Annotated in this window: 15 protein-coding genes and 1 pseudogene; 6 read left to right on the top strand and 10 right to left on the bottom strand. The window is 71.2% G+C overall.

What is annotated here, in order from left to right; genetic code table 11:
* The 3 genes from ACWCO8_RS19245 to ACWCO8_RS19235 form a co-directional block, all read right to left on the bottom strand.
* Window positions 1-3,353: tetratricopeptide repeat protein (locus ACWCO8_RS19245; RefSeq protein ID WP_451033217.1), on the bottom strand; the 3,353-nt coding region annotated here is incomplete at its 3' end.
* Window position 3,354: 1 nt separating this feature from the next.
* Entirely contained in the window at window positions 3,355-3,777 is a 423-nt protein-coding gene (locus ACWCO8_RS19240; protein WP_451033216.1) for a trypco2 family protein, read from the bottom strand.
* Window positions 3,778-3,862: 85 nt separating this feature from the next.
* A complete protein-coding gene (locus ACWCO8_RS19235) occupies window positions 3,863-4,138 on the bottom strand; it encodes a hypothetical protein (RefSeq protein ID WP_451033215.1) in 276 nt (91 codons plus the stop codon).
* 939 nt (window positions 4,139-5,077) lie between these two features.
* Between ACWCO8_RS19235 and ACWCO8_RS19230 the strand changes: the two are divergent.
* Both ACWCO8_RS19230 and ACWCO8_RS19225 read left to right on the top strand, forming a co-directional pair.
* Window positions 5,078-5,275: pseudogene (locus tag ACWCO8_RS19230) on the top strand (helix-turn-helix transcriptional regulator).
* Window positions 5,276-5,606: 331 nt separating this feature from the next.
* Window positions 5,607-6,659 (top strand): site-specific integrase, encoded by a 1,053-nt coding sequence (locus ACWCO8_RS19225; protein WP_451033214.1) that lies wholly within the window; start codon window positions 5,607-5,609, stop codon window positions 6,657-6,659.
* A gap of 469 nt (window positions 6,660-7,128) precedes the next feature.
* On the opposite strand, the gene ACWCO8_RS19220 is transcribed toward ACWCO8_RS19225, so the two are convergent.
* The 7 genes from ACWCO8_RS19220 to ACWCO8_RS19190 form a co-directional block, all read right to left on the bottom strand.
* Complete coding sequence (locus ACWCO8_RS19220; RefSeq protein WP_451033213.1) at window positions 7,129-8,529, bottom strand: aminobutyraldehyde dehydrogenase; 1,401 nt, start codon at window positions 8,527-8,529, stop codon at window positions 7,129-7,131.
* Entirely contained in the window at window positions 8,522-9,838 is a 1,317-nt protein-coding gene (locus tag ACWCO8_RS19215; RefSeq protein ID WP_451033212.1) for a flavin monoamine oxidase family protein, read from the bottom strand. Before ACWCO8_RS19215 ends, ACWCO8_RS19220 begins: the two co-directional genes overlap by 8 nt.
* A gap of 25 nt (window positions 9,839-9,863) precedes the next feature.
* Entirely contained in the window at window positions 9,864-11,024 is a 1,161-nt protein-coding gene (locus ACWCO8_RS19210) for an ABC transporter ATP-binding protein (protein WP_451033211.1), read from the bottom strand.
* Window positions 11,025-11,028: 4 nt separating this feature from the next.
* Complete coding sequence (locus ACWCO8_RS19205) at window positions 11,029-11,865, bottom strand: ABC transporter permease (RefSeq protein ID WP_451033210.1); 837 nt, start codon at window positions 11,863-11,865, stop codon at window positions 11,029-11,031.
* Window positions 11,862-12,752 carry an ABC transporter permease gene (locus ACWCO8_RS19200; RefSeq protein ID WP_451033209.1) on the bottom strand — a complete coding sequence of 297 codons (891 nt, stop codon included), beginning with the start codon at window positions 12,750-12,752 and terminating at the stop codon, window positions 11,862-11,864. Before ACWCO8_RS19200 ends, ACWCO8_RS19205 begins: the two co-directional genes overlap by 4 nt.
* Window position 12,753: 1 nt before the next feature.
* Window positions 12,754-13,884 carry a polyamine ABC transporter substrate-binding protein gene (locus tag ACWCO8_RS19195; RefSeq protein ID WP_451033208.1) on the bottom strand — a complete coding sequence of 377 codons (1,131 nt, stop codon included), beginning with the start codon at window positions 13,882-13,884 and terminating at the stop codon, window positions 12,754-12,756.
* Between the two features lie 195 nt (window positions 13,885-14,079).
* Complete coding sequence (locus ACWCO8_RS19190) at window positions 14,080-15,339, bottom strand: aromatic ring-hydroxylating oxygenase subunit alpha (protein WP_451033207.1); 1,260 nt, start codon at window positions 15,337-15,339, stop codon at window positions 14,080-14,082.
* A 471-nt stretch (window positions 15,340-15,810) separates the two neighbouring features.
* Here ACWCO8_RS19190 and ACWCO8_RS19185 point away from each other — a divergent pair, with 471 nt between their 5' ends.
* The 4 genes from ACWCO8_RS19185 to ACWCO8_RS19170 are packed head-to-tail and all read left to right on the top strand — an operon-like array spanning window position 15,811 to window position 20,027.
* Window positions 15,811-16,344 (top strand): hypothetical protein, encoded by a 534-nt coding sequence (locus ACWCO8_RS19185; RefSeq protein WP_451033206.1) that lies wholly within the window; start codon window positions 15,811-15,813, stop codon window positions 16,342-16,344.
* Window positions 16,341-17,768, top strand: a complete 1,428-nt coding sequence (locus ACWCO8_RS19180; RefSeq protein ID WP_451033205.1) for an NADH-ubiquinone oxidoreductase-F iron-sulfur binding region domain-containing protein — start codon at window positions 16,341-16,343, stop codon at window positions 17,766-17,768. The genes ACWCO8_RS19185 and ACWCO8_RS19180 overlap by 4 nt, the downstream gene beginning before the upstream one ends.
* Entirely contained in the window at window positions 17,765-17,956 is a 192-nt protein-coding gene (locus ACWCO8_RS19175; RefSeq protein ID WP_362009209.1) for a ferredoxin, read from the top strand. The genes ACWCO8_RS19180 and ACWCO8_RS19175 overlap by 4 nt, the downstream gene beginning before the upstream one ends.
* Window position 17,957: 1 nt before the next feature.
* Window positions 17,958-20,027 carry an acetate--CoA ligase family protein gene (locus ACWCO8_RS19170; protein WP_451033204.1) on the top strand — a complete coding sequence of 690 codons (2,070 nt, stop codon included), beginning with the start codon at window positions 17,958-17,960 and terminating at the stop codon, window positions 20,025-20,027.
* Window positions 20,028-20,121 lie beyond the last annotated feature (94 nt).

Genomic DNA, 20,121 nt, shown 5'->3' with positions numbered 1-20,121 from the left:
GCGCGTGCGGTGAGGGTGTTGGGGTGGTCGGGGCCGAGAAGTCGCTCGCTATCCGCGACTACCCGCTCGAGGAGGTCGACGGCTTCCTGGGTGCGGTCCGCCTCTTGGTACGAGGTGGCGAGGTTGGCGCGTGCGGTGAGGGTGTTGGGGTGGTCGGGGCCGAGAAGTCGCTCGCTATCCGCGACTACCCGCTCGAGGAGGTCGACGGCTTCCTGGGTGCGGCCCGCCTCTTGGTACGAGGTGGCGAGGTTGGCGCGTGCGGTGAGGGTGTTGGGGTGGTCGGGGCCGAGTAGCCGCTCGCTATCCGCGACTACCCGCTGCTTGATGTCGATGGCTTCCTGGGTGCGGCCCGCCTGTTGGTATGAGGTGGCGAGGTTGGCGCGGGCGGTGAGGGTGTTGGGGTGGTCGGGGCCGAGCAGCCGCTCACAGTCCGTGACTACGCGCTCCAGCATGCCGGTGGCTTCGCGGGTGCGGTCCGCCTGTTGGTATGAGGAGGCCAGGTTGTGTCGGGCAGCGAGGGTGTTGGGGTGGTCGGGGCCGAGCAGCCGCTCGCTATCCGCGACTACCCGCTCCTTGATGTCGATGGCTTCGCGGGTGCGGCCCGCCTGTTGGTATGAGGTGGCGAGGTTGGCGCGGGCGGTGAGGGTGTTGGGGTGGTCGGGGCCGAGAAGTCGCTCGCTATCCGCGACTACCCGCTCCTTGATGTCGATGGCTTCCCGGGTCCGGCCCGCCTGTTCGTACGAGGAGGCCAGGTTGTGTCGGGTAGCGAGGGTGTTGGGGTGGTCGGGGCCGAGCAGCCGCTCACGATCCGCGACTACCCGCTCCTCGATGTCGATGGCTTCCCGGGTCCGGCCCGCCTGTTGGTACGAGGAGGCCAGGTTGGCGCGGGCGGCGACTGTGTCGGGGTGGTCGGGGCCGAGCAGCCGCTCACAGTCCGCGACTACCCGCTCCTCGATGTCGATGGCTTCCCGGGTCCGGCCCGCCTGCCAATACGAGGAGGCCAGGTTGGCGCGGGCGGTGAGGGTGTTGGGGTCGTCGGGGCCGAGCAGCCGCTCACGATACGCGACTACCCGCTCCTTGATGTCGATGGCTTCGCGGGTGCGGCCCGCCTGTTGGTACGAGGTGGCCAGGTTGGCGCGGGCGGTGAGGGTGTCGGGGTGGTCGGGGCCGAGGAGCCGCTCACAGTCCGCGACTACCCGCTCCTTGATGTCGATGGCTTCCCGGGTCCGGCCCGCCTGTTGGTACGAGGAGGCCAGGTTGTGTCGGGCAGCGAGGGTGTCGGGGTGGTCGGGGCCGAGTTGGTGCTCGGCGGTGTCAACCATCTGTTGCCAGTGTGCGGTGGCGCTGCTGGTCAGGCCCGCGTCCAGGAGGCTGCGGCCAGCGCGGTAGAGAACCGGGTGGACGTGAGCGCGCCAGAGTTGGTGGTGGGAGTGCTGGGCGAGTGCGTCGGCGTTGGTGCGCAAAGCGGTGGCCAGGTCGCGATGGGGCTGGTCGATCTCGGGCCAGGTGTAGAGGAGGGCGTCGGCGGCAGTGGTGGCGAGGTTGGGGAGTTCGGGTTCGGGGATGGTTTCGCGGATGGCGCGGGCGGTGAGGGCGTGGATGCGTACGCTGCGGGGTTCGGTGCGGGTGTCGTGGGTGATGAGTGCGTAGCGGTGCAGGAGCCGGAGGACGCTGTGGGTCTGGTTGGCGGATACCTGTTCGCCGTCTGGGCGGTTCGAGGTGAGGTAGTTGAGGACGGGTGGGGTGGCCCAGAGGGCGTGGGGGTTGCCCGCGGGGTCGAGGAGGGCTGTCAGACGGAGTGCGGGGATGGCGAGGCTGGTGGTGTCGGCGGCTTGCGCGGCATCGAGGGAGAGCAGGAGCGCGACAGTGATCTGGCGGCCGTAGCCTTCGGTGTCGGCTGTGTCGGGCAGTGCGTCGTCCAGGCGAGTGGCGCGGTTGCTGAACATCTCCAGGTATTCGGTGCAATTGCGTGCTTCGTTGAGCATGTGGGCGGCGGCGAGGCCGAGCGCGAGGGGGAGGTGCCCGAGGGCTTCGGCGAGCGCGGGGGCCTTCTCATCGAGGAGGTGACCCATGTCGTCGCCGTTTAGGCGTTCCTGGATGTAGGAGAGGGATTCCTCGGGGTTGTAGACGCCGACGTCGATGCGGGTGCGGCCACCGCCGGTGAGGCGGGCGTCGTGGAGTCGGGTGGTGGCCAGGACCCAGCCGCTTCCCGTCCGGCTGACGGGCCACCAGGTGCCAAGCGTGGTGACATCGGTGATGTCGTCGAGCACGATCAGCCACCGCCGCGATGTCGCTGCCAGCCACCTCAGCAGGACACGGGCATCGGCTTCCGGGTCCTCGCCCGTCACACCGGGCAGGTGAAGGTCGGCGGACGCCTGGGCGTACTGGGTGATCACCTGCTGCAGTTCGGTCGCAGGAGTCCACACCACCAGGTCCGCGCTCTGCTCCAGGGCGTCGGTGGCGCAGGCGGCGGCGAGCTGCGTCTTGCCGACCCCGCCGCCCCCGGAGAGGACCTGGGTCAGGACGACCGCCCCGCCGGCCGACCGCGCTTTGTCAATCTTCTCCCGCAGCGCGCTGCGCGGTTGAAGGGCTGTGGCCTGGGTGGGCACCTGCCCGACCACAATCGGCCACCTCACCTCGCTTCTGCCCGGCGCCGACGTATCAGTACCGGCAGTCACTTCCTCCAGCGTTGCGCTGGTTCCAGGGTGTCCGTGCCGGGTGATAAGCCGGGCGAAGCTAGTTAGTCCCAGGGCCCGGTGGATGGGTGCGGCGTGCAGGCGGCGCCATTCCATGGGCCGGTTGTCCTCGACCGCCACGCCTACGAGCCGGCCATGGCAGAAGATGGCTGAGCCCGACGCTCCGGCCCACGGCCGCTCTCCGTCACGGCCGGGTGCGGGCCAGACCTGGCAGTCCAGCACCCAGCCAGCCGAGGACGTAGAGACCGCGGACAACTCGCCGCGCAGAGCCTCGACGTGCGCCGGGCTTCCGGCATCGGCTGCGAACGCGGGGAACCCGGCGCCCGCGTACGGGATCTGGACCGTGCCACTAGGGTGGCCCCAGAGCACCGGCCCCTCTGAGGTCGACACGGACTTGTCGAGCCACAGCAGCGCGATGTCCAGAGCGTCCGGTGAGGGGACCCCGTCCAGGGGGTCGGGCCAGCACACCTGCGCCCGTCGGTGTTCAAACCCTCCGAAGTCGGCGTGACCGATCCGCGTCTCCACGTGCTCAGCCCAGCGGCCCTCTGCCCTGACTACGTGCAGGGCCGTTAACACCAGCTGCGGTCCGATCAGGTAACCGGAGCCGCACCCTTTCGGGTTGCAGGTGCCGACCCATACGAGGCGCTGCGGGTCCACGTCACGCCTCCCACGGCCGGGGCCCAGCACCCCGCTCCGCACTCGGGTCAATGCTGGGCGGCTGGGTTTCCGGGGCGCTCGGCTCCGTCGAGTCGGTATCCGATACATCGGGGCCTGCATCCGTGCGTCGGATCTTCACTCGGTCACCGCCCAGTGCTTCGTCGCGGACCTGGAGGGTGAGCGTGAGCGACTGTCGCCGCGTACTGCCCATACCACCGCCAGCCTCACCACCGATCTTGGATCCCAGAGCCCCGACCTCGACGTTCACCTTGCCGTTGCCGTCCCGTCGGAACTCCACTTCCAGCGTCAGCTCGGCCTGCTCCACCTCGAAACGGATCTGCTCGCGATCCGCCTCGTCCTGCGCTGCATAGAGCTCCTGCCGTACCTCACGCAGCGCCTCGGCCAGCGAGATTGCCCTGTCCACGTAGCTCCCCCTCGTTCGCCGGCGCCGGACTGCGGCGCCTCTGTCGTCAGTTTGTCTCAACGGTCCCGATCACCGCAGCGGTTCGTCAGCCGGCCTTCAAGTTCCACTCGCTCTGTGCGGCGGCCAAGAAGTCGGCCAGCTTGGCCAGACTCTCGGTCGAGAACGGCAGGCCGTGCTCGGCCGGCTTGGACTTGGCGATCTTCATGTTCTCCCCGCGCTCCGCGAGCGTGAAGGTCTTCGGGCGCCAGCCGTCTCCGACGGCCGTGTCCGCACGACCACGACCCGCACGTTGGCTAAGCTCCCGCGTCGGTCGGCGGCCGCGCATCGTGTTCATCGAGCCGTCCGCGACCCAGGTCAGCACCCTCACGACCGTGCAGGTTGCGCAGCGGCCCGGAGCTGGCCGGACATCAGGGCGCAGACGGTCTTCGGATCTGCGACCGGAGCCTCCGACCGGCGGTCACATGCCACAGGTGCTCCGGTGCCAGACCACATCCAGCATCCCGGCAACGAACAGACCCTGATCTCGCGGCGTCTTGCCGGTGAGGATCTGGCGGGATGAGCTCTCGTCCGAGTTGCTGGTTCTTTCGCCCACGGCAGACAACTAAGACTCCGACAGGGCTGGAGGACCGTCCGGATCCATGTCAACGTACAACGTCCGGGAAGCATTAGGTCAGAAGGGTGCGGCGGGATCCTGATCAACCAGAGCCGGCCCAGATGGGTGCATCCGCCCTGCTCGGATTGGCGGTCGAGCTCCAACCCAGGGAGGCCATCTGTCGAAAACTGTCACTCAACCTCTCTGATTCGCTTCTCTTTCCAATGCGCGCTGTCGTTGCGTCTGCGCAGCTGGACTGTTTGGTGAGGATCCACTACAGAGCGACTACAGTCACGATCGAGTCGTACTAGCGCACATCGCCGGCGCATCCCTGAGCTGCGGCCCGAAGCGATTATTCCCAAGTGGTGACGCAGTCGACGCGTTGTGGCTCGTAACCTCCGCTTGCTTGCCGTAGAAGGCCTTCTGGTGCCCGCCGCGGACGATGCGTTCTATCCACTTCGGTTGTATCGGCTGGCTTCCTCAGATAGGGCCTAGCGTGAGGCGTAAATGCCGAAGCCCTTAGGCCGGCAGCGGAATTTGGCCGACGATCCCGGGTTAGCCAAACCGGCGATCCTCCAGACCATTGGTGTCTGTCCGCATCGGCTGTGGTTGGGGGTGGAGCGAGAGGGCGTGCTTACCCGAGATTGCACGGTTCGTCCTTGCGACTTCGAGTCGTGCAGCCCTTCCCGCCCCGACTGAAAGGAAGACATGGCTCGTCCCCCTGCCCTGAAACTCGCTGAAGTCCTGGCGGAGATCCGCATGAGTCCGTCGGCATTCTACCGTCTGCGTGCCCGCAAGTAGGCCCCTCGAATGATCAAGCTGCCGAACGGCGAACTCCGCTGCCGTCGTGCCGACCTTGACGCCTGGTGGCAGGCGTGCGAAAGGGATACGCCCGAATGGCGATGAGTTACAAGGTTCGCTTCTGGGACATCCGGGAGCGGCCGCAGCGTCGCAAGCCGTTCGAGGTCCGATGGACGGTCAACGGCAGCGAGAGGTCGGAGTCCTTCATCACCAAGGGCCTGGCCGAGAGCCGGCGCGCGAAGCTCATGACGGCGGCGCGCGACGGTGAGGCCTTCGACGAGCAGACGGTCTGCCGGCTTCCGAGATCCGTGCCATTAGGCAGCGGACCACCTGGTACGACCTGGCTCATGCCTACATCGATGAGCGATGGGACCGAACGCCTGGCAACACCCGTCGTACTCTCGCTGATGCACTCGCCACCATTACGCCCGCGCTGGTGCGGCGCGAAGCGTGCTATTCCGAGCCGAGGGTTCTGCGGCGCGCGCTGTATTCATGGGCGTTCAACAAGCGCGCCTGGGAGAGTGAACCGTGCGCCGAATGGCAGCATGCCCTCGACTGGATGCAGCGGCACTCCCTGCCCGTCGGTGAGCTGATGGAACCAGACGTCGTGCGCAGGGCGTTGGACGCGCTTGGCCGGAAGATCGACGGAGAGTCCGCCGCGGCGAAAACCGCCATCCGGAATCGATCGGCCTTCAGCGAGGTCCTCGGAACTGCCGTCGACAAGGGATACTTCGCGGAGAGTCCGCTCGCAAGGGCCAAGTGGCAGGCTCCTGGGGTGAGTGAGGAAGTGGACCCGGCCTGCGTGCCGAACCCGACCCAGGTTGCTCGCCTGTTGAGTGCTGTTGGCCAACAACCGGGACGCGGCCCGCATATGGAGGCGTTCTTCGACTGCATGTACCACGCGGCCATGCGTCCGGCGGAGATCATCCACCTGCAGATCTCACATTGCCATCTGCCGAAGAGCGGCTGGGGCATGCTCAACCTGAGCGGAGGTGTCGTCAGGGCCGGCAAGGAGTGGACGGACGATGGCTCGGTCCACGAGGTGCACTCGTTGAAGCGGCGAGCCGTCAAGGCCACGCGTCCCGTGCCGATACCGCCGTCGTTCGTGCACACACTGCGAGGTCACGTCGATCGCTTCGGCGTTGCGCCTGATGGTCGAGTCTTTCGCAATGAGGCCGGCGGCTACGTTGATGCAGCGGCCTACGGCAAGACGTGGGGGCGGGCTCGTGAGAAGGTCCTGGCTCCCCATGAGCAGCTGGCGTTGCTTGCCAAGAGGTCCTATGACCTCCGGCATGCCGGGATCTCGTTCTGGCTGCACTCTGGTGTGGATCCTGCCGAATGCGCGCGCCGGGCTGGCCAGAGTATCCAAGTGCTTTTCCAGTACTACGCCAGGTTTCTGGACGGTCTTCAGGAGCATTCCAATCGGCTCATTGAGGAGTCGATGCAGGAGTGGAGCCTGCGCAGTGGGGAGAGCGGTCCAACGGGCTGAGCCGCAATCTGGCCCGTGTATGGCTCGGGACTGCTGGTCAGGACTGGGATACGGGTGGGATGAACTGGGGGAAGAGGCGTATTTCGACACCTCCCCATTTGGAGTGCTGCGCGCACCGAGAAGGCGCCTGACCCGGGCAAGACCACAGGTCAGGTGCCCTGATTCGTTCCGCTGGAAGAAGCCGAGCCTCTTCGGCGAGTACGACACCAGCAGGTTCTTCGAGTGCTGGTGGTACACGCCTCGCGTGGTCGCTGACCAGCGGAAACGGCCACGATTCGGCCAAGCCGCAGGCGGCTGGTCCGCGCAGGGCCCGGATCCTGGTCGCCATGCAGCGGCGGCCCACCGCGACTTGTTGCACCAGCGCCTGCATGCCGAGACCCTGTTCATGGCCGGCAGTGCGAAGGCGTTCCGCGAGGCGGCGCGGCAATTCCTCGACGTCGTCCGCAAGGGACCGGGAGGGGACCGCGGCTCAGATCATCACGTGCTTGGGCCGGGTGTAGTCGAGGAGGCCGGAGAGAGACAGGTCGCTGCCGTATCCGGAGTGTTTGACTCCGCCGTGCGGCATTTCGGAGACCGTGGTGCCGTGGGTGTTCACCCACACGATCCCGGTGTGCAGGGCCCTCGTCGCCCGCATCGCCCGGTCGTGGTCTCTGGTCCATACGCTCGCGGCCAGTCCGAAGCGTACGTCGTCGGCGAGCCGCAGGGCTTCGGACTCGTCGCTGAAGGACTGCACGGTCACGACGGGCCCGAAGATCTCCTCCTGGACGATCTCGTCGTCCTGGCGCACCCCGGCGACGACGGTGGGGGCGTGGAAGAAGCCGGGCCCCGCGGGCCGTGTGCCGCCGGCCACGATCCGGGCGTGGCCGGGCAGCCGGTCGAGCAGGGCGCGGACCGAGGCCAGCTGGGCGGCGTTGTTGAGCGGGCCGAGGTCGGTGCCGGGGCGCAGTGCGCGGGCGACGTCGGCGAGGGCGTCCAGGAAGGCGTCGTGGATGCGGGCGTGGACCAGGAAGCGGGTGGGGGCGGTGCAGTCCTGGCCGGCGTTGTAGAAGGCGACCTGGGCCAGGGCGGCGGCGGTGGACGGGACGTCGACGTCGTCGTGGACGATCACGGGCGCGTTGCCGCCCAGTTCGAGGTGGACCCGCTTCAGGCCGGCCGCAGCCGAGGCGGCGATCTCCTGGCCGGCGCGGACGCTGCCGGTGAGCGCGATCAGGGCGACGGCGGGGTGGGCGGTGAGGGCGCGGCCCGTGTCGCGGTCGCCGCAGACGACGTTCAGCACGCCCGGGGGCAGGTGGGGGGCCGCGATCCGGGCGAGGAGCACCGACGAGGAGGGGGTGGTGTCGGCGGGTTTGAGGACGGTGGTGTTGCCGGCTGCGAGGGCCGGTGCGATCTTCCACGCGGCCATCATCAGGGGGTAGTTCCACGGCGTGATCTGGGCGCAGACGCCGACAGGTTCGCGGCGCAGCAGGGAGGTGCGGCCCTCGGTGTACTCGGCCGCGGCGGCGCCTGGGAGGTTGCGGGCGGCTCCGGCGAAGTAGCGGAAGGCGTCGGCGATCGCGGGGAGTTCCTCCGTGCGGAACTGTGCGGCGGGCTTCCCCGTGTCGGCGGTCTCCGCGGCGGTCAGCTCGTCCGCGTGCGCCTCGACGGCGTCGGCGACGGCGAGCAGGGCCCGTTGCCGGTCGGCCGGGGTGGTGGCCGACCAGGGTCCGTACGCGGCCGCGGCGGCCGCGCAGGCGGCGTCGGTGTCGGCGCGGCCGGAGCGTGGGGCGTGGCCGTGCACGCGCCCGGTGGCGGGGTCGACCAGCTCGGTGGTCATGCCCGTGGCGGCGGCTCGGTCCTCGCCTCCGATGTGGTTCAGCAGACTGTCAGCCACGGCGCAGGGCCTCCTTCGCGGCGGCGCGGCCGGTGCGGACGGCGCCCTCCATGTAGCCGGCCACCCACTGGTCGGATCCGCAGACGTAGAAGGGCGGTTCATGGGTGCCGTGACGGGGGCCGACGGCCATGACGTCGCCAGGAGCCCATTGCGTGACGTACCCCTGGGTCCAGGGGTCGGTGCCCCACAGGCGCAGATGCGCGGCGCGTGGCCGATGGGCCTGGTCGCCGTACAGCCGGGCGATCTCGGCGAGGAGCTCGCGGGTGCGCAGGTGGGCGGGGGTGCCGAGCAGGACGCCGTATCTCTCGGGCGGGATCAGGGCAGACAGGATGCCTTCGTTCTGCGGCCAGGTGCTGCCCAACACCCCCTCGCACTCGGACAGACCGCTGAGCCCCCGGTCGCGCCAGAACGGGTGGTCATAGGCGGCGACGAACTTCGCGGCGAGGGCGTGCCGCTGGTGGTACAGCGAGGCCAGGCGCTCCTCGCCGACGCCGGTGACGGCGAGCGAGCGCAGCGGGCCGGCGGGCAGGGCGCTGACGACGGCGGCCGCGGTGAGGGTCTCGCCGCCCGCGAGGCGCACCGAGCAGTCGCCGGAGCGGCGGACCACGAGCGCCTCGACGGGCGAGCCCGTTCGGATTCTGCCGTCGAGCCCGGCCGCCATCCGCAGGGCCACGGTCGCCGAGCCCTCGGCCACCCGCAGGCCCTCCCAGGCCTCGTACTCGTAGTGGCCGAGGCCGGGGACGGCGGCATGCTTGCGGAGGGCGGCGAGCAGCGAGGTACGTTCGAACGAGCCGTCGGCGAGCGCGAGCTGGCCGATCTCCCACAGCCGTACGACGGCCGGGCTCGCCCCCTCGTCGCGCAGCCAGCCGGCCACGGACATCCGGTCCAGGGCGGTGGCCTCGGGGTGGGACCAGGGGTCGTCGGGGTCGACGGTCGCGGCGAGTGCGGCGAAGCCGGCGGTGACCTTCCGGTGGGAGGCGTCGTCGCCGGGGCCGAACCAGTGCGGCGGGTCGCCGGCGCTGACGCCTTCGGGCGTGGCGCGGGCGAGCGCGCCGGGTTCGGCGACGTAGCTGGGGACGAGGGAGAGGCCGAGTTCGGCGACGAGCGCCGTGTACGCGGTGTGCGCCGAGCCGACCACCTCCCCGCCGAGCTGGACGAGGCGGCCGTCGGGCAGCGTGGTCTGCTCGACGCGGCCGCCGACCCGGTCGCGGGCCTCGACGACGAGGACGTCGACTCCGCCCGCGGCCAGGTCGCGGGCGGCGGCGAGTCCGGCGAGTCCGGCGCCGAGCACGATGACATCGTGGTGCATGGTGTCTCCTTCGGAGGGGCCGTCGTCAGTCCAACACCAGGCAGTGCTCGGGCCGCCAGCCGAGCTCGACCTCCTCGCCGCCGCTCCAGCGGTCCTCCATGCGGGAGCGGGCCGTGTTCTGCTCCAGGACGTGCACGGTGACGCCGGGGGCCAGTTCGATGAGGTACGTGGTGGTGGGGCCGGAGTAGACGGTCTCCCGGACGACACCGGTGACCCGGGCCATGCCGGGCTCGAAGTCGGACAGCCAGATCTTCTCGGGGCGCAGCGAGAGACTGACCCGACGGCCGTCGGTCATGCCGGGGCGGTCGCCGACGGGGAGCGCCGGGCCCTGGTCGAGCAGCACCCGTCCGGCGCGGTAGGTGCCGGGGACGAGGTTGGAGGTCCCGAGGAACGAGGCGGTGAAGCTGCTGGTGGGGCGCTCGTACACGTCCTCCGGAGTCCCGCACTGTTCGAGGCGGCCGTCGTTCATGACGGCGAGGCGGTCCGACATGGTCAGGGCCTCGTCCTGGTCGTGGGTGACGAACAGGAAGGTGATGCCCACCTCGCGCTGGATCTGCTTGAGCTCGACCTGCATCCGACGCCGGAGCTTCAGGTCGAGAGCCGCCAGCGGCTCGTCGAGCAACAGCACCTGCGGACGGTTGACCAGGGCGCGGGCGAGGGCGACGCGCTGGCGCTGGCCGCCGGAGAGGGTGGTCGGTCTGCGGCCCGCCAGGTCCCCGAGCTGTACGAGGTCGAGCATCTCGGCGACCCGGCGGCGGATCTCGGGGCGGGCGACGCCCTTGCGCTTGAGGCCGAAGGCCACGTTGTCGGCGAGGGACAGGTGGTCGAAGAGGGCGTAGCTCTGGAAGACGGTGTTGACGTTGCGCCGGTGGGGCGGGAGGCCCGTCACGTCCTCCCCGTCGAGCAGGACGCTGCCCTCGGTGGGGTCGGCGAAGCCGCCGATCATGCGCAGCAGGGTGGTCTTGCCGCAGCCGGAGGGACCGAGCAGGGAGAAGAACTCGCCGGGGGCGATGTCGAGGCTGATGTCGTGGACGGCGTACGAGGCGGAGCCGCCGGAGCTCCCGGAGCTCCCGGGGTAGCTCTTGCCGACCCGGTCGAGCCGGACAGCGGGATGCGGGAGTACGGCTTGCGGTTGCGGAGATCGGGCCGTGTCCGGCGCCTGCGGGGGCGTGGGTTGCGAGGTCATGGCGTTACTTCCCGGAGAGCAGGTCGAGGCCGCCGCGCCGGCCGAACAGGCGCGGGATGGCGAGGGCGAGGGCGATGAGTGCGACGGAGCCGGCCAGCATCAGCGTGCCGACGGCGTTGATGGTGGGCTGGACCCCGAACCGGATCGCCGAGTAGATCCGGACCGACAGAGGTTGCGGATCGACGCCGGTGGTGAAGTAGGCGAGGACGAAGTCGTCGAAGACCAGGGCGAAGACGAGGACGGCGGAGGCGAGGATGCCGGGGAGCAGCGCGGGCAGCGTCACCAGCCGTACGGCCTGCCGGCGCGTGGCCCCCAGGTCCATGGCCGCCTCCTCGATCTCCGGGTTCAGGGCGGCGACACGGGAGCGCAGGATCACCGTCACATACGAGATGGAGAAGGTGATCTCGGCGAGCATCACCGTCGTCGTGGACAGGGTGATGCCGAGGCCCTTGAACAGGAGCATCGCGGCCACGCCGGTGACGATCTCCGGGGTGATGAGCGGGACGAGCATCACCAGTCCGGCGAAGGAGCCGAGTCGGTTGCGGCCGCGGACCAGGCCGAGCGCGAGGGCGACGCCCAGCAACACCGAGCCGATCATGGCGACGAGGGAGACCCGCAGGCTCATGTCGAGCGAGTCCAGCAGCATGTCGTCGCGGAGGAACGCTCCGTACCAGCGCAGGCTGACGTCGTCGAAGACGGTCAGGGACTTCTGCGAGTTGAAGGAGAACAGGACGACGACGCCGATGGGGACGTAGAGCAGCGCGAAGAAGACGGCGGTGACGGCGATGGCGAACCGGGGACGGCGTTCGGCGCCGCGGCGGCGCCCGCGGGCGGCTCTCATCGGACCGCCTCCGCCTCGTCCTTGCGGGTGCGCCGCAGGTAGCCGAGCATGCCGAGGAGGAGGACGGCCATCAGCAGCATGGTGAGGGCGGAGCCGAGCGGCCAGTTCTGCCCCTGGAAGAACTTGTCCTGGATCAGGTTGCCGATCATGATCTGGTCGGGGCCTCCCATGAGCTGGGCACTGACGAAGTCGCCCATGGCGGGCAGCAGGACGAGGACACAGCCGGCGGCCGCGCCCTGCCGGGTGGCCGGGACGGTGACGAACAGGAACGTCCGCAGCGGACCGGCGTACAAGTCGCGGCCCGCCTCGATGAGTGAGGTGTCCATGCGCTCCATGGCCGCGTACAGCGGGATGATCATGAAGACGACGAAGCCGTAGACGAGACCGGCGACGACGCCCGCGCCGGTCTGCAGGATCCGGGTCCCCCCGTCGGCGAGCCCGATCGCCCGCAGTGCCCTCAGCAGCGGTCCGTCGTCGGACAGGACGACGGACCAGCCGTACATCCGCACCAGGTAGTTGGCGAAGAACGGGACGACGATCGCCGCGATCAGCAGGTTCTTGTACCGGCCGCCCCTGGTCGCGATGGCGTACGCGACGGGGTAGGCGATGACCAGACAGACGGCGCAGGTGACCAGGGCGTAGCCCAGCGAACGGAGCAGGACCGTGCGGTAGGCGGGGTCGGCCAGGGCCGTGAAGTTGTCGAGGACGAAGCCGAAGCGCGGGTTGCCGAGCGGGTCGGTGGTGCCGAACGCGAGGGTGGCCACCAGGATCAGGGAGGCGACGAGGAAGACGGTCATCCAGAGCGTGCCGGGCAGCATCAGCCAGGTCCACAGACGTTCTTTTACCGGCTTTCTGACGGTACGTGGGGTACGTGCGGTGTCCGCCATGTCAGCCCGCCTTCACGTCGGTCCAGGCGGCGTCGCGTGCCTTCTCGCCCGTTGCCGTGCCGTTGCGGAAGAACATGTCGTCCCTGAGGTCGGCCGCGGTCACTTGGCACTGGGGGAAGGGCTCCACGAGCGCGGCGTAGGTGTCCTCCGTGCCGCGCACCGGCATCGGGTAGCCGATGTACTCGATGTTCCGCTTCACGTTCTCGGGCCGGAGCATGTAGTCGATGAAGAGCATGGCCGTGCCGGGGTGCGGTGCGTCGGCGGGGATGGCGTAGCAGTCGGAGTTGACCGGGGCCCCCTCGCGGGCGGTCTCGAAACCGAACACGGACGGGTCCTTCGCCTGGGCGAGCATCGCGGCCATGTCCCCGCTCCACGCCTGGGTCATGTCGGCGTTGCCGTTGAGCAGGTTGTTGTAGCTGTCGCTGGAGAAGCCGCGCAGTCGAGGGCGCAGGGTGCGCAGGGTGTCGGTGACGCGGTCGAGGTCGCCCGGCCGGTCGGTGGTGAGGGGCAGGCCGAGTTTGAGCGCGCCGACGGCCAGTACCTCGTCGCGGTCGTCGAGGACGAAGACCTTGCCCTTGGCTCGGTCGTTCCACAGATCGTCCCAGGAGCCGGTGAGGTCGCCGAGCCGGTCCCGGCGCCAACCTATGCCGGTCTTGTACATGGTGAAGGGGACGGTGTGAGCGGAGCGGGGGTCGTACCACGGGTCGGCGAAGTAGTCGTAGGCGCCGAACACGGCCTCGGCGTTGCTCAGACGCCCGTGGTCGATGCGGCGCAGCCGGCCCCCTCGGGAGAGGCGCTCGGCCCACTTCGCCGTGGGGAAGATGATGTCGTAGCGGTTGCCCGCGTTGAGTTTGGCGGCCATGCCTTCCATGGAGTCGTAGTTCGACTGGACGACCTTGACCCCGTACTCCTTGGAGAAGCCGGCGAAGACGGCCGGGTCGACGAAGTCGGCCCAGTTGAAGTAGACGAGGTCGCCGTCGACCTTGACGTCGATGGGGGACTCGGCGGCCGACCGGCCGGCGTCGTCGGAGGCGGAGGAGAATCCGCAGCCGGCCGCCGTCAGACCGAGGGCGGCGGTGGCACCGGCGCGGAGCAGCGAGCGGCGGGACAGGGAAGGTGCCTCGGGGGACATGGGGTCCTCTCCGTAGGGGCCGCTGGGGGACGGCGGGCGAACGTTCGGTGCGTCGACGCGTGAGGCGTTCGGCTGAGCGCGTACGGGGGTGTGCGGACGGGTTCGGGGCACGGGCGGGGGACGGAGGTACGGCGATGAGGCCGGGGCGGTAAGGCGATGCGGTGGTACGGCGCTACGGCGACGGGGCGGTGCCGCTCACCGGCCGGGCGGGCCGGAGCCGGGGTCGGGGTCCGGTGCGGCCTCCGTGGGGTCGGCGGGGTCCGAGAGCTCTGCGGGGTCCGCCAGGTCGGCACGGACGCGGTCGGCGAACCAGCCGACCGCGAGCTCGCGCCGGGACAGCGGTCCGGGTTCGAACCCCGGGGTGGACAGACCGCGTTGGACACGGGCGACCAGCTCGGTGTCCTCGTCGTTGGTGATCCAGCCGATGTGCATGTTCAGTCGCCGGGCGAGTCGGGTGCGCAGCCCGGTGCCGCGGCGGGTGTAGAAGGCGCCGGGGACGGCCACCTTGTCGACCGCGGCCGGCACGGCGGTCCACGCGAGCACATGGTCCGGGTAGAAGTCGATGAGGGTGTTGGGGTAGATCACGGCGTACCGCCAGACCCTGCGGTCGGCGTCGGTGAGGCCGGGCATGGGCGCGGCGACGCGCTGGTAGAGCCGCTCGGTCCAGTTGGAGGACGGCTTGTCGCGCAGGGGCGAGGTGAACAGGACGTAGGAGTCGTGGATCTCGCAGCCGTAGCCCTGGTAGTCGAGCAGGCGCATCAGGCCGGGGTGGGCGACGGGTACGTGGTACCCCTCCAGGTAGTTGTCGACCGCGACCTTCCAGTTGGCCTCCTGGACCTCGGCGCGGGCCAGGTCGTGGATCCGGTCCCGGCCGACCGGCACCAGGTCCGCCCCGGCGTAGTGGCCGACGGCCTCGGCGAGCCCCGCGCAGCTCTCGGCGAGCGGTACGGCGTTCGGGTCGAGGTTGACGAAGACGAAGCCGAGGAAGGATTCGACCCGGGCCGGGAACAGGCCGAGGCGGGGCTTGTCGAGGCAGGGGATCTGCCGGGCCTCGGGGGCGCCGACCAGGCTGCCGTCGAGGCGGTAGGTCCAGCCGTGGTACGGGCAGCGGATCGCCTTGCCGGCCGGTTCGGGGGCGGTGACCAGGCGGGTTCCGCGATGGCGGCAGACGTTGAGGTGGGCGGCGATGCCGCCGTCCTCGGTGCGGACGACCAGGACCTCCCGGTCGGCGACGGTGGCGGCGAGCCGGGCCCCGGGGCCGGGCAGGTCGGACTCGTGGCACACGAGCTGCCAGGACCTGGCGAAGATCTGGCGGGTCTCGGCGGCGGCGACGGCGGGATCGGTGTAGTGGCGGGCCGCCAGCGCGGGAGCGGGGAGGTCCCTGGCGGCCGTGTCGGGTGCGGTGGGCGCCTCGTGCGCGGTGAGTGCGCCGGGTGCGGGGGCTCTGGGGTGCATCGGTGACTCCTCGTACCGCGGGGCGGCGATCGGTGTCGGGCGTCGATGTCGTGCGAACCGGATGCGGGCAGCGGGCCGGGGCGGGTGCCGGGACCGGGCTGACCGATTGGACAGCCAGCGTGGTGGCTGAATTCCGCTGGGTCAAGACTTGTACGCTGACCGATCGGTCAGCTAGCTTGGTTATTGCCTGACCGATCGGTCAGCAAACGTGTTCCTGTTGCTGCTCTCCCGCCGCACTGCCTCTGACCTGCGTATTTTCTCGTCATCTGGTGGGTGCGGCCCACGGCCTCGCGCCGGAAGCAGCCCGGCGTGCCCTGGCACCTGCCCCGACACGCACCTCCCTCGCTTTCCTCCTCCGATTCCCCCTCGGCCGAGACCGCGGACGAGCCTGTGGCTCGAACACCCCACTCGGCTGCCGGGCCGGCGGCCGACGGTCACCGCACCCGCACCCCTTCCCTTCCGGAGGCACGTATGAGTGGTCGTCGGCATCTGGACTGGCTCGGGCTCACCCCCGAACCGGAGCGGGAGCTGCCCGCAGCCGTCGCCACGCTGCGCGCCTCCCTCGGCACGGCGCACCACCCGCCGCCGGGCCGGGCCGAACTCGCGGCCGTCGAGCGGCGCCGGGTGGAACGCCTGGTTCTGAGGGGCAGCCGGCACAGCTGGTTGCGCTACCTCGCCGAAGCCACCGCGCTCGTGACGGCCCTGGCCCTCCGGCTCGAAGAGCAGGGCGGCGGAGACAGCCACGCGGGCATGAACGCGGACGCGGACACGAGAGCCGACGCGGACACGAGAGCCGACGCGGACACGGACGCCTCGACCGCGGCCGCGCTGCTGGCCGCCGAGGTGATCCTCGACCACCACCGCATGCTCATCGGCCTGCCAGGAGCGGGATACGGCCGCACCGCAGGGGACCGCGCCGCGCTCGAAGGCGCGCTGCGACTCCTGCGCACCCGGTCCCGTACCGCCGAACCCGCCCCCACCGCCCGTACAGGAGACGGCAGATGACCCACAGCCTCCCCTCGCCCCCGAGTCACCCCCCGGCCATCAGCCGCCCCTCGACCGTCATCCGTCACCCGACCGCCCCCGCGCCGGGTTCTGTGCTGGGCGCGACGCCGTACGCGACGGAGAACGCCGAGGCGTACGAGGCCACCGGTGGCTACGCCGCCGCCGTCACCCCCGACGAGCTGCTGCATCACCTCGACGCCTGCGACCTGCGCGGCCGCGGCGGCGCCGGATTCCCGGCCGCCGTCAAGCTCCGTACCGTCCGCGAGCACGGGCGACGCGGCCGGGGGAGCGGGACGCGCGGCGAGCGCGCGGCAGGTGCCGGCACTCCGGTCGTGGTGGCCAACGGGGAAGAGGGCGAGCCCGGTTCGGTCAAGGACCGCTGGCTGCTGCGGGCCCGCCCGCACCTGGTCCTCGACGGCCTCGTCCACGCCGCCGCGGTGACCGGCGCCGAACACGGCTACGTCTACCTCTCCGACCCGGAGGCGGCCCGCAGCGTCCGCCGGGCCCTCGCCGAACGCGTACCGTCGCTGCCCGTCGAGGTCGTCGAGACCGCCGCCGCCTATGTCGCCGGCGAGGAGACCGCGGTCGTCCGCCGGATCGACGGCGGGCCGGCCCTGCCGACCGCCAAACCGCCCCGCCCCTTCGAGCGGGGAGTCCGGGGCGCGCCGACGCTGGTCGCCAATGTCGAGACACTCGCCCGGATCGCGCTCGTCGCCGCCCGGCCCGACCTGCGCGAGCCGATCGCGCGCTCCACCCTGGTCACCCTCTCGGGCGGCAGCGTCGCACCTGTGCTCACCGAGGCGCCGTACGGGGTCCCCCTGAGTACCCTTGCCGCCGCCCACGGCACCCCGGCCTCGACCGGCGCCCTGATGGGCGGTCTCTTCGGCGGGCTCGTCGACGCCCGCGCCCTGGACCTGCCCCTCGAACCCGGCGCTCTCGCCGCCGCGGGCACGGCGCTCGGCTGCGGAGCCATCCGCTTCCTCACCACCGACGTCTGCCCGGTGGGCGCCGCCGCCGACGCGGTCGGTTACCTCGCGGCCGAGAGCGCACGCCAGTGTGGCGTCTGCGTGTCGGGCTCGGCCGCGATCAGTGACGCTCTGGACCGCCTCGCCTCCGGATCCGCCGAACCCGACACTGCCGAGCGGCTGCACCGATGGGCGCGAGGATTGCCCGGGCGGGGTGCGTGCGGGCTCCTTGACGCCGCCGCCGGCCTCGCCGGAAGCCTGCTGCGCGTCTTTCCGGCACAGGTCCGGGCCCATCTCGACGAGCCCTGCCCGGTATGCCGCGCCGACGCCCCCGGGCGGGACCCGCACCGCCTGACCCGCCTGAGCGTGCCGGTACCGGCCGTGGGACCACCCGCGCCGACCGGATCCGGCCCCACATCCGCCGAGCCCATGGCTGCCGTACTGGAAGGAACGTCATGAAACTGCTGCTGGACGCCACGCTGTGCAACGGCTACGGCCTCTGCCAGGAGAACACCCCCGAACTCGTCGAGCTCGACGAATGGGGCTACGCGAAGGTCGTCGCCGTCGACGTGCCGCCCGCTGCCGAGGACCGCGCCCGCGCCTGCGCGGAGAGCTGCCCCAACTCTGCCCTGCGCGTGGAGGGATGAGATGACGCGTGACCTGACCTCGCTCTTCGACCCCGGATCCGTCGCCGTGGTCGGCGCCAGCGACGACCCGGCGAAGTACGGCCATGCGGTGGCCGCCCAGGCCCTCCGCGCGCCCGACCGGCGGCCCGTCCACCTCGTGAACCGGCGCGGCGGCACCGTACTCGGCCGGACGGCGGCCACCTCCCTCGGCGAGATCGGCGAGCCGGTCGACCTGGTGGTGATCTCCGTGCCCGGCACCGGCTTCGAGGCGGCCGTCGACGACGCCCTCGCCTGCGGGGCGAAGGCGATCGTCGCCATCACCGCCGGTTTCGCCGAGGCCGGCCCCGCCGGTCTCGCCCGCCAGCGGGTCGTCGCCGAGCGGGTCCGGGCCGCCGGAGCCGTGCTCGTCGGCCCCAACTGCCTGGGCATCGCGGACAACACCACCGAGCTGTACCTGGCTTCGGACCGGTTCACGCCCGGCCATGTCGCCCTGCTCAGCCAGAGCGGCAACCTGGCCCTCGAACTCCAGCTGCGCGGCGCCCCGCACGACCTCGGCTTCTCCCGCTTCGTCTCGCTCGGCAACCAGGCCGACGTCACCCTCGTCGACCTCGTCGAGGACTGCGCCCGCCACGAGCCCACCTCGGTGATCGCCGTGTACGCCGAGGACTTCGGCGACGGCCGGGCCTTCGCCCGCGCCGCCGCCGAGGCCGGCAAGCCCGTGGTCCTCCTCACCGCCGGCCGCGGCACCGCCTCGGCCCGCAGCGCCCAGTCGCACACGGGGGCACTGACCACCTCGGCCGACGTGGTGGCCGCGGCATGCCGCGACGCGGGTGTCGAACTCGTCCGTACCCCACGGGAGATGACCGTGGTGCTCGCCGCCCTGGCCGGCGGGCGGCGCACGACCGGCCGGCGGACCGCCGTCCTCACGGACGGCGGCGGCCACGGCGCGGTCGCCGCCGACGCTGCCGAGGACGCCGGGCTCGACGTGCCCGAGCTCGGCGCCCCGGCCCAGGACCGGCTGCGGAGCGTGCTGTGGGAGCAGTCCGCCGTCCGCAACCCGGTCGACCTCGCCGGGATGGGGGAGCAGCGTCCCCTCTCGTACGCCGACACCGTCCGCGAACTGCTGGCCGCCGACGAGGTGGACGCCGTCCTGATGACGGGCTACTTCGGGGGGTACGCCGCCTCCGAAGGCGGCCTGGGCGGCGGGCCCGCCGGCGGCTCCGTCCTCGCCGAGGGCGAGCAGCGGGCCGCGAAGGAGATCGCCGGACACCTCGCCGCCACACCGAAGCCGCTGGTCGTGCAGTCCATGTACCCGGAGTCGCCCAGCTGCCGGGCGCTCGCGGAGGCCGGGGTCCCGGTGTTCGCCGCCACCGAGGACGCGGCCCGTGCCCTCGCCGCGCTGACCGGCCGCGCGGCGGGCGCTCCGACCGGGGTGGCCGCGCCGCCGCCCGCCGGGCCACCACTGGGGGATCCCTCGTACCACGGTGTGCGGGCGCTGCTGGCCGCCGCCGGAGTGCCCTTTCCGCCGGCCCGGGAGATCACCGACGAGGCCGGGCTGCTCGCCGCTGCCGCCTCGTTCGAAGGACCGTACGTCCTCAAGGCTCTCCACCTCCTCCACAAGTCCGACGCCGGCGGGGTGGCGCTGCGGCTCGCCGACCGGGACGCGCTGCTGGCCGCGTACCGGCGGATGCACGCCCGCCTCGGCGCCCCGTCGTACTCGGTCGAGGCCATGGCGGACCTCTCGGACGGTGTCGAACTGATCGTCGGCGTCCAACGCGACCCCCGGTTCGGCCCGGTGGCGATGGTCGGCCTCGGCGGGGTGCTCACCGAGACCCTGTGCGACGTGGCCTTCGCCCTCGCGCCGGTGGCCGCCGATTTCGCCGAGAAGCTGCTGCGGGGGCTGCGGACCGCCCCCCTGCTCGACGGCGTGCGGGGCCGTCCCGCCGTGGACGTGACGGCGGCCGCCGCTGTCGTCGCCCGCATCACCCAAGCCGCCGCGGCCCACCCGGAGATCGCCGAGCTGGAGGTCAACCCGCTGCTGGTACGCCCGGACGGCGCCCTCGCGCTGGACGCGCGAGCCGTCCTCGGCTGACCCCCAACCCTCCCCACGAGGCCCCGGTGAGGCCTTCCCGTACACCCCCGCATACCTCTCTGCACACCGTCCCGCACACCCCTCTCGCCCTGGA

The sequence above is a fragment of the Streptomyces sp. NPDC001927 genome (assembly GCF_053594455.1).
This window is presented reverse-complemented; position numbering and strand designations above follow the sequence as displayed.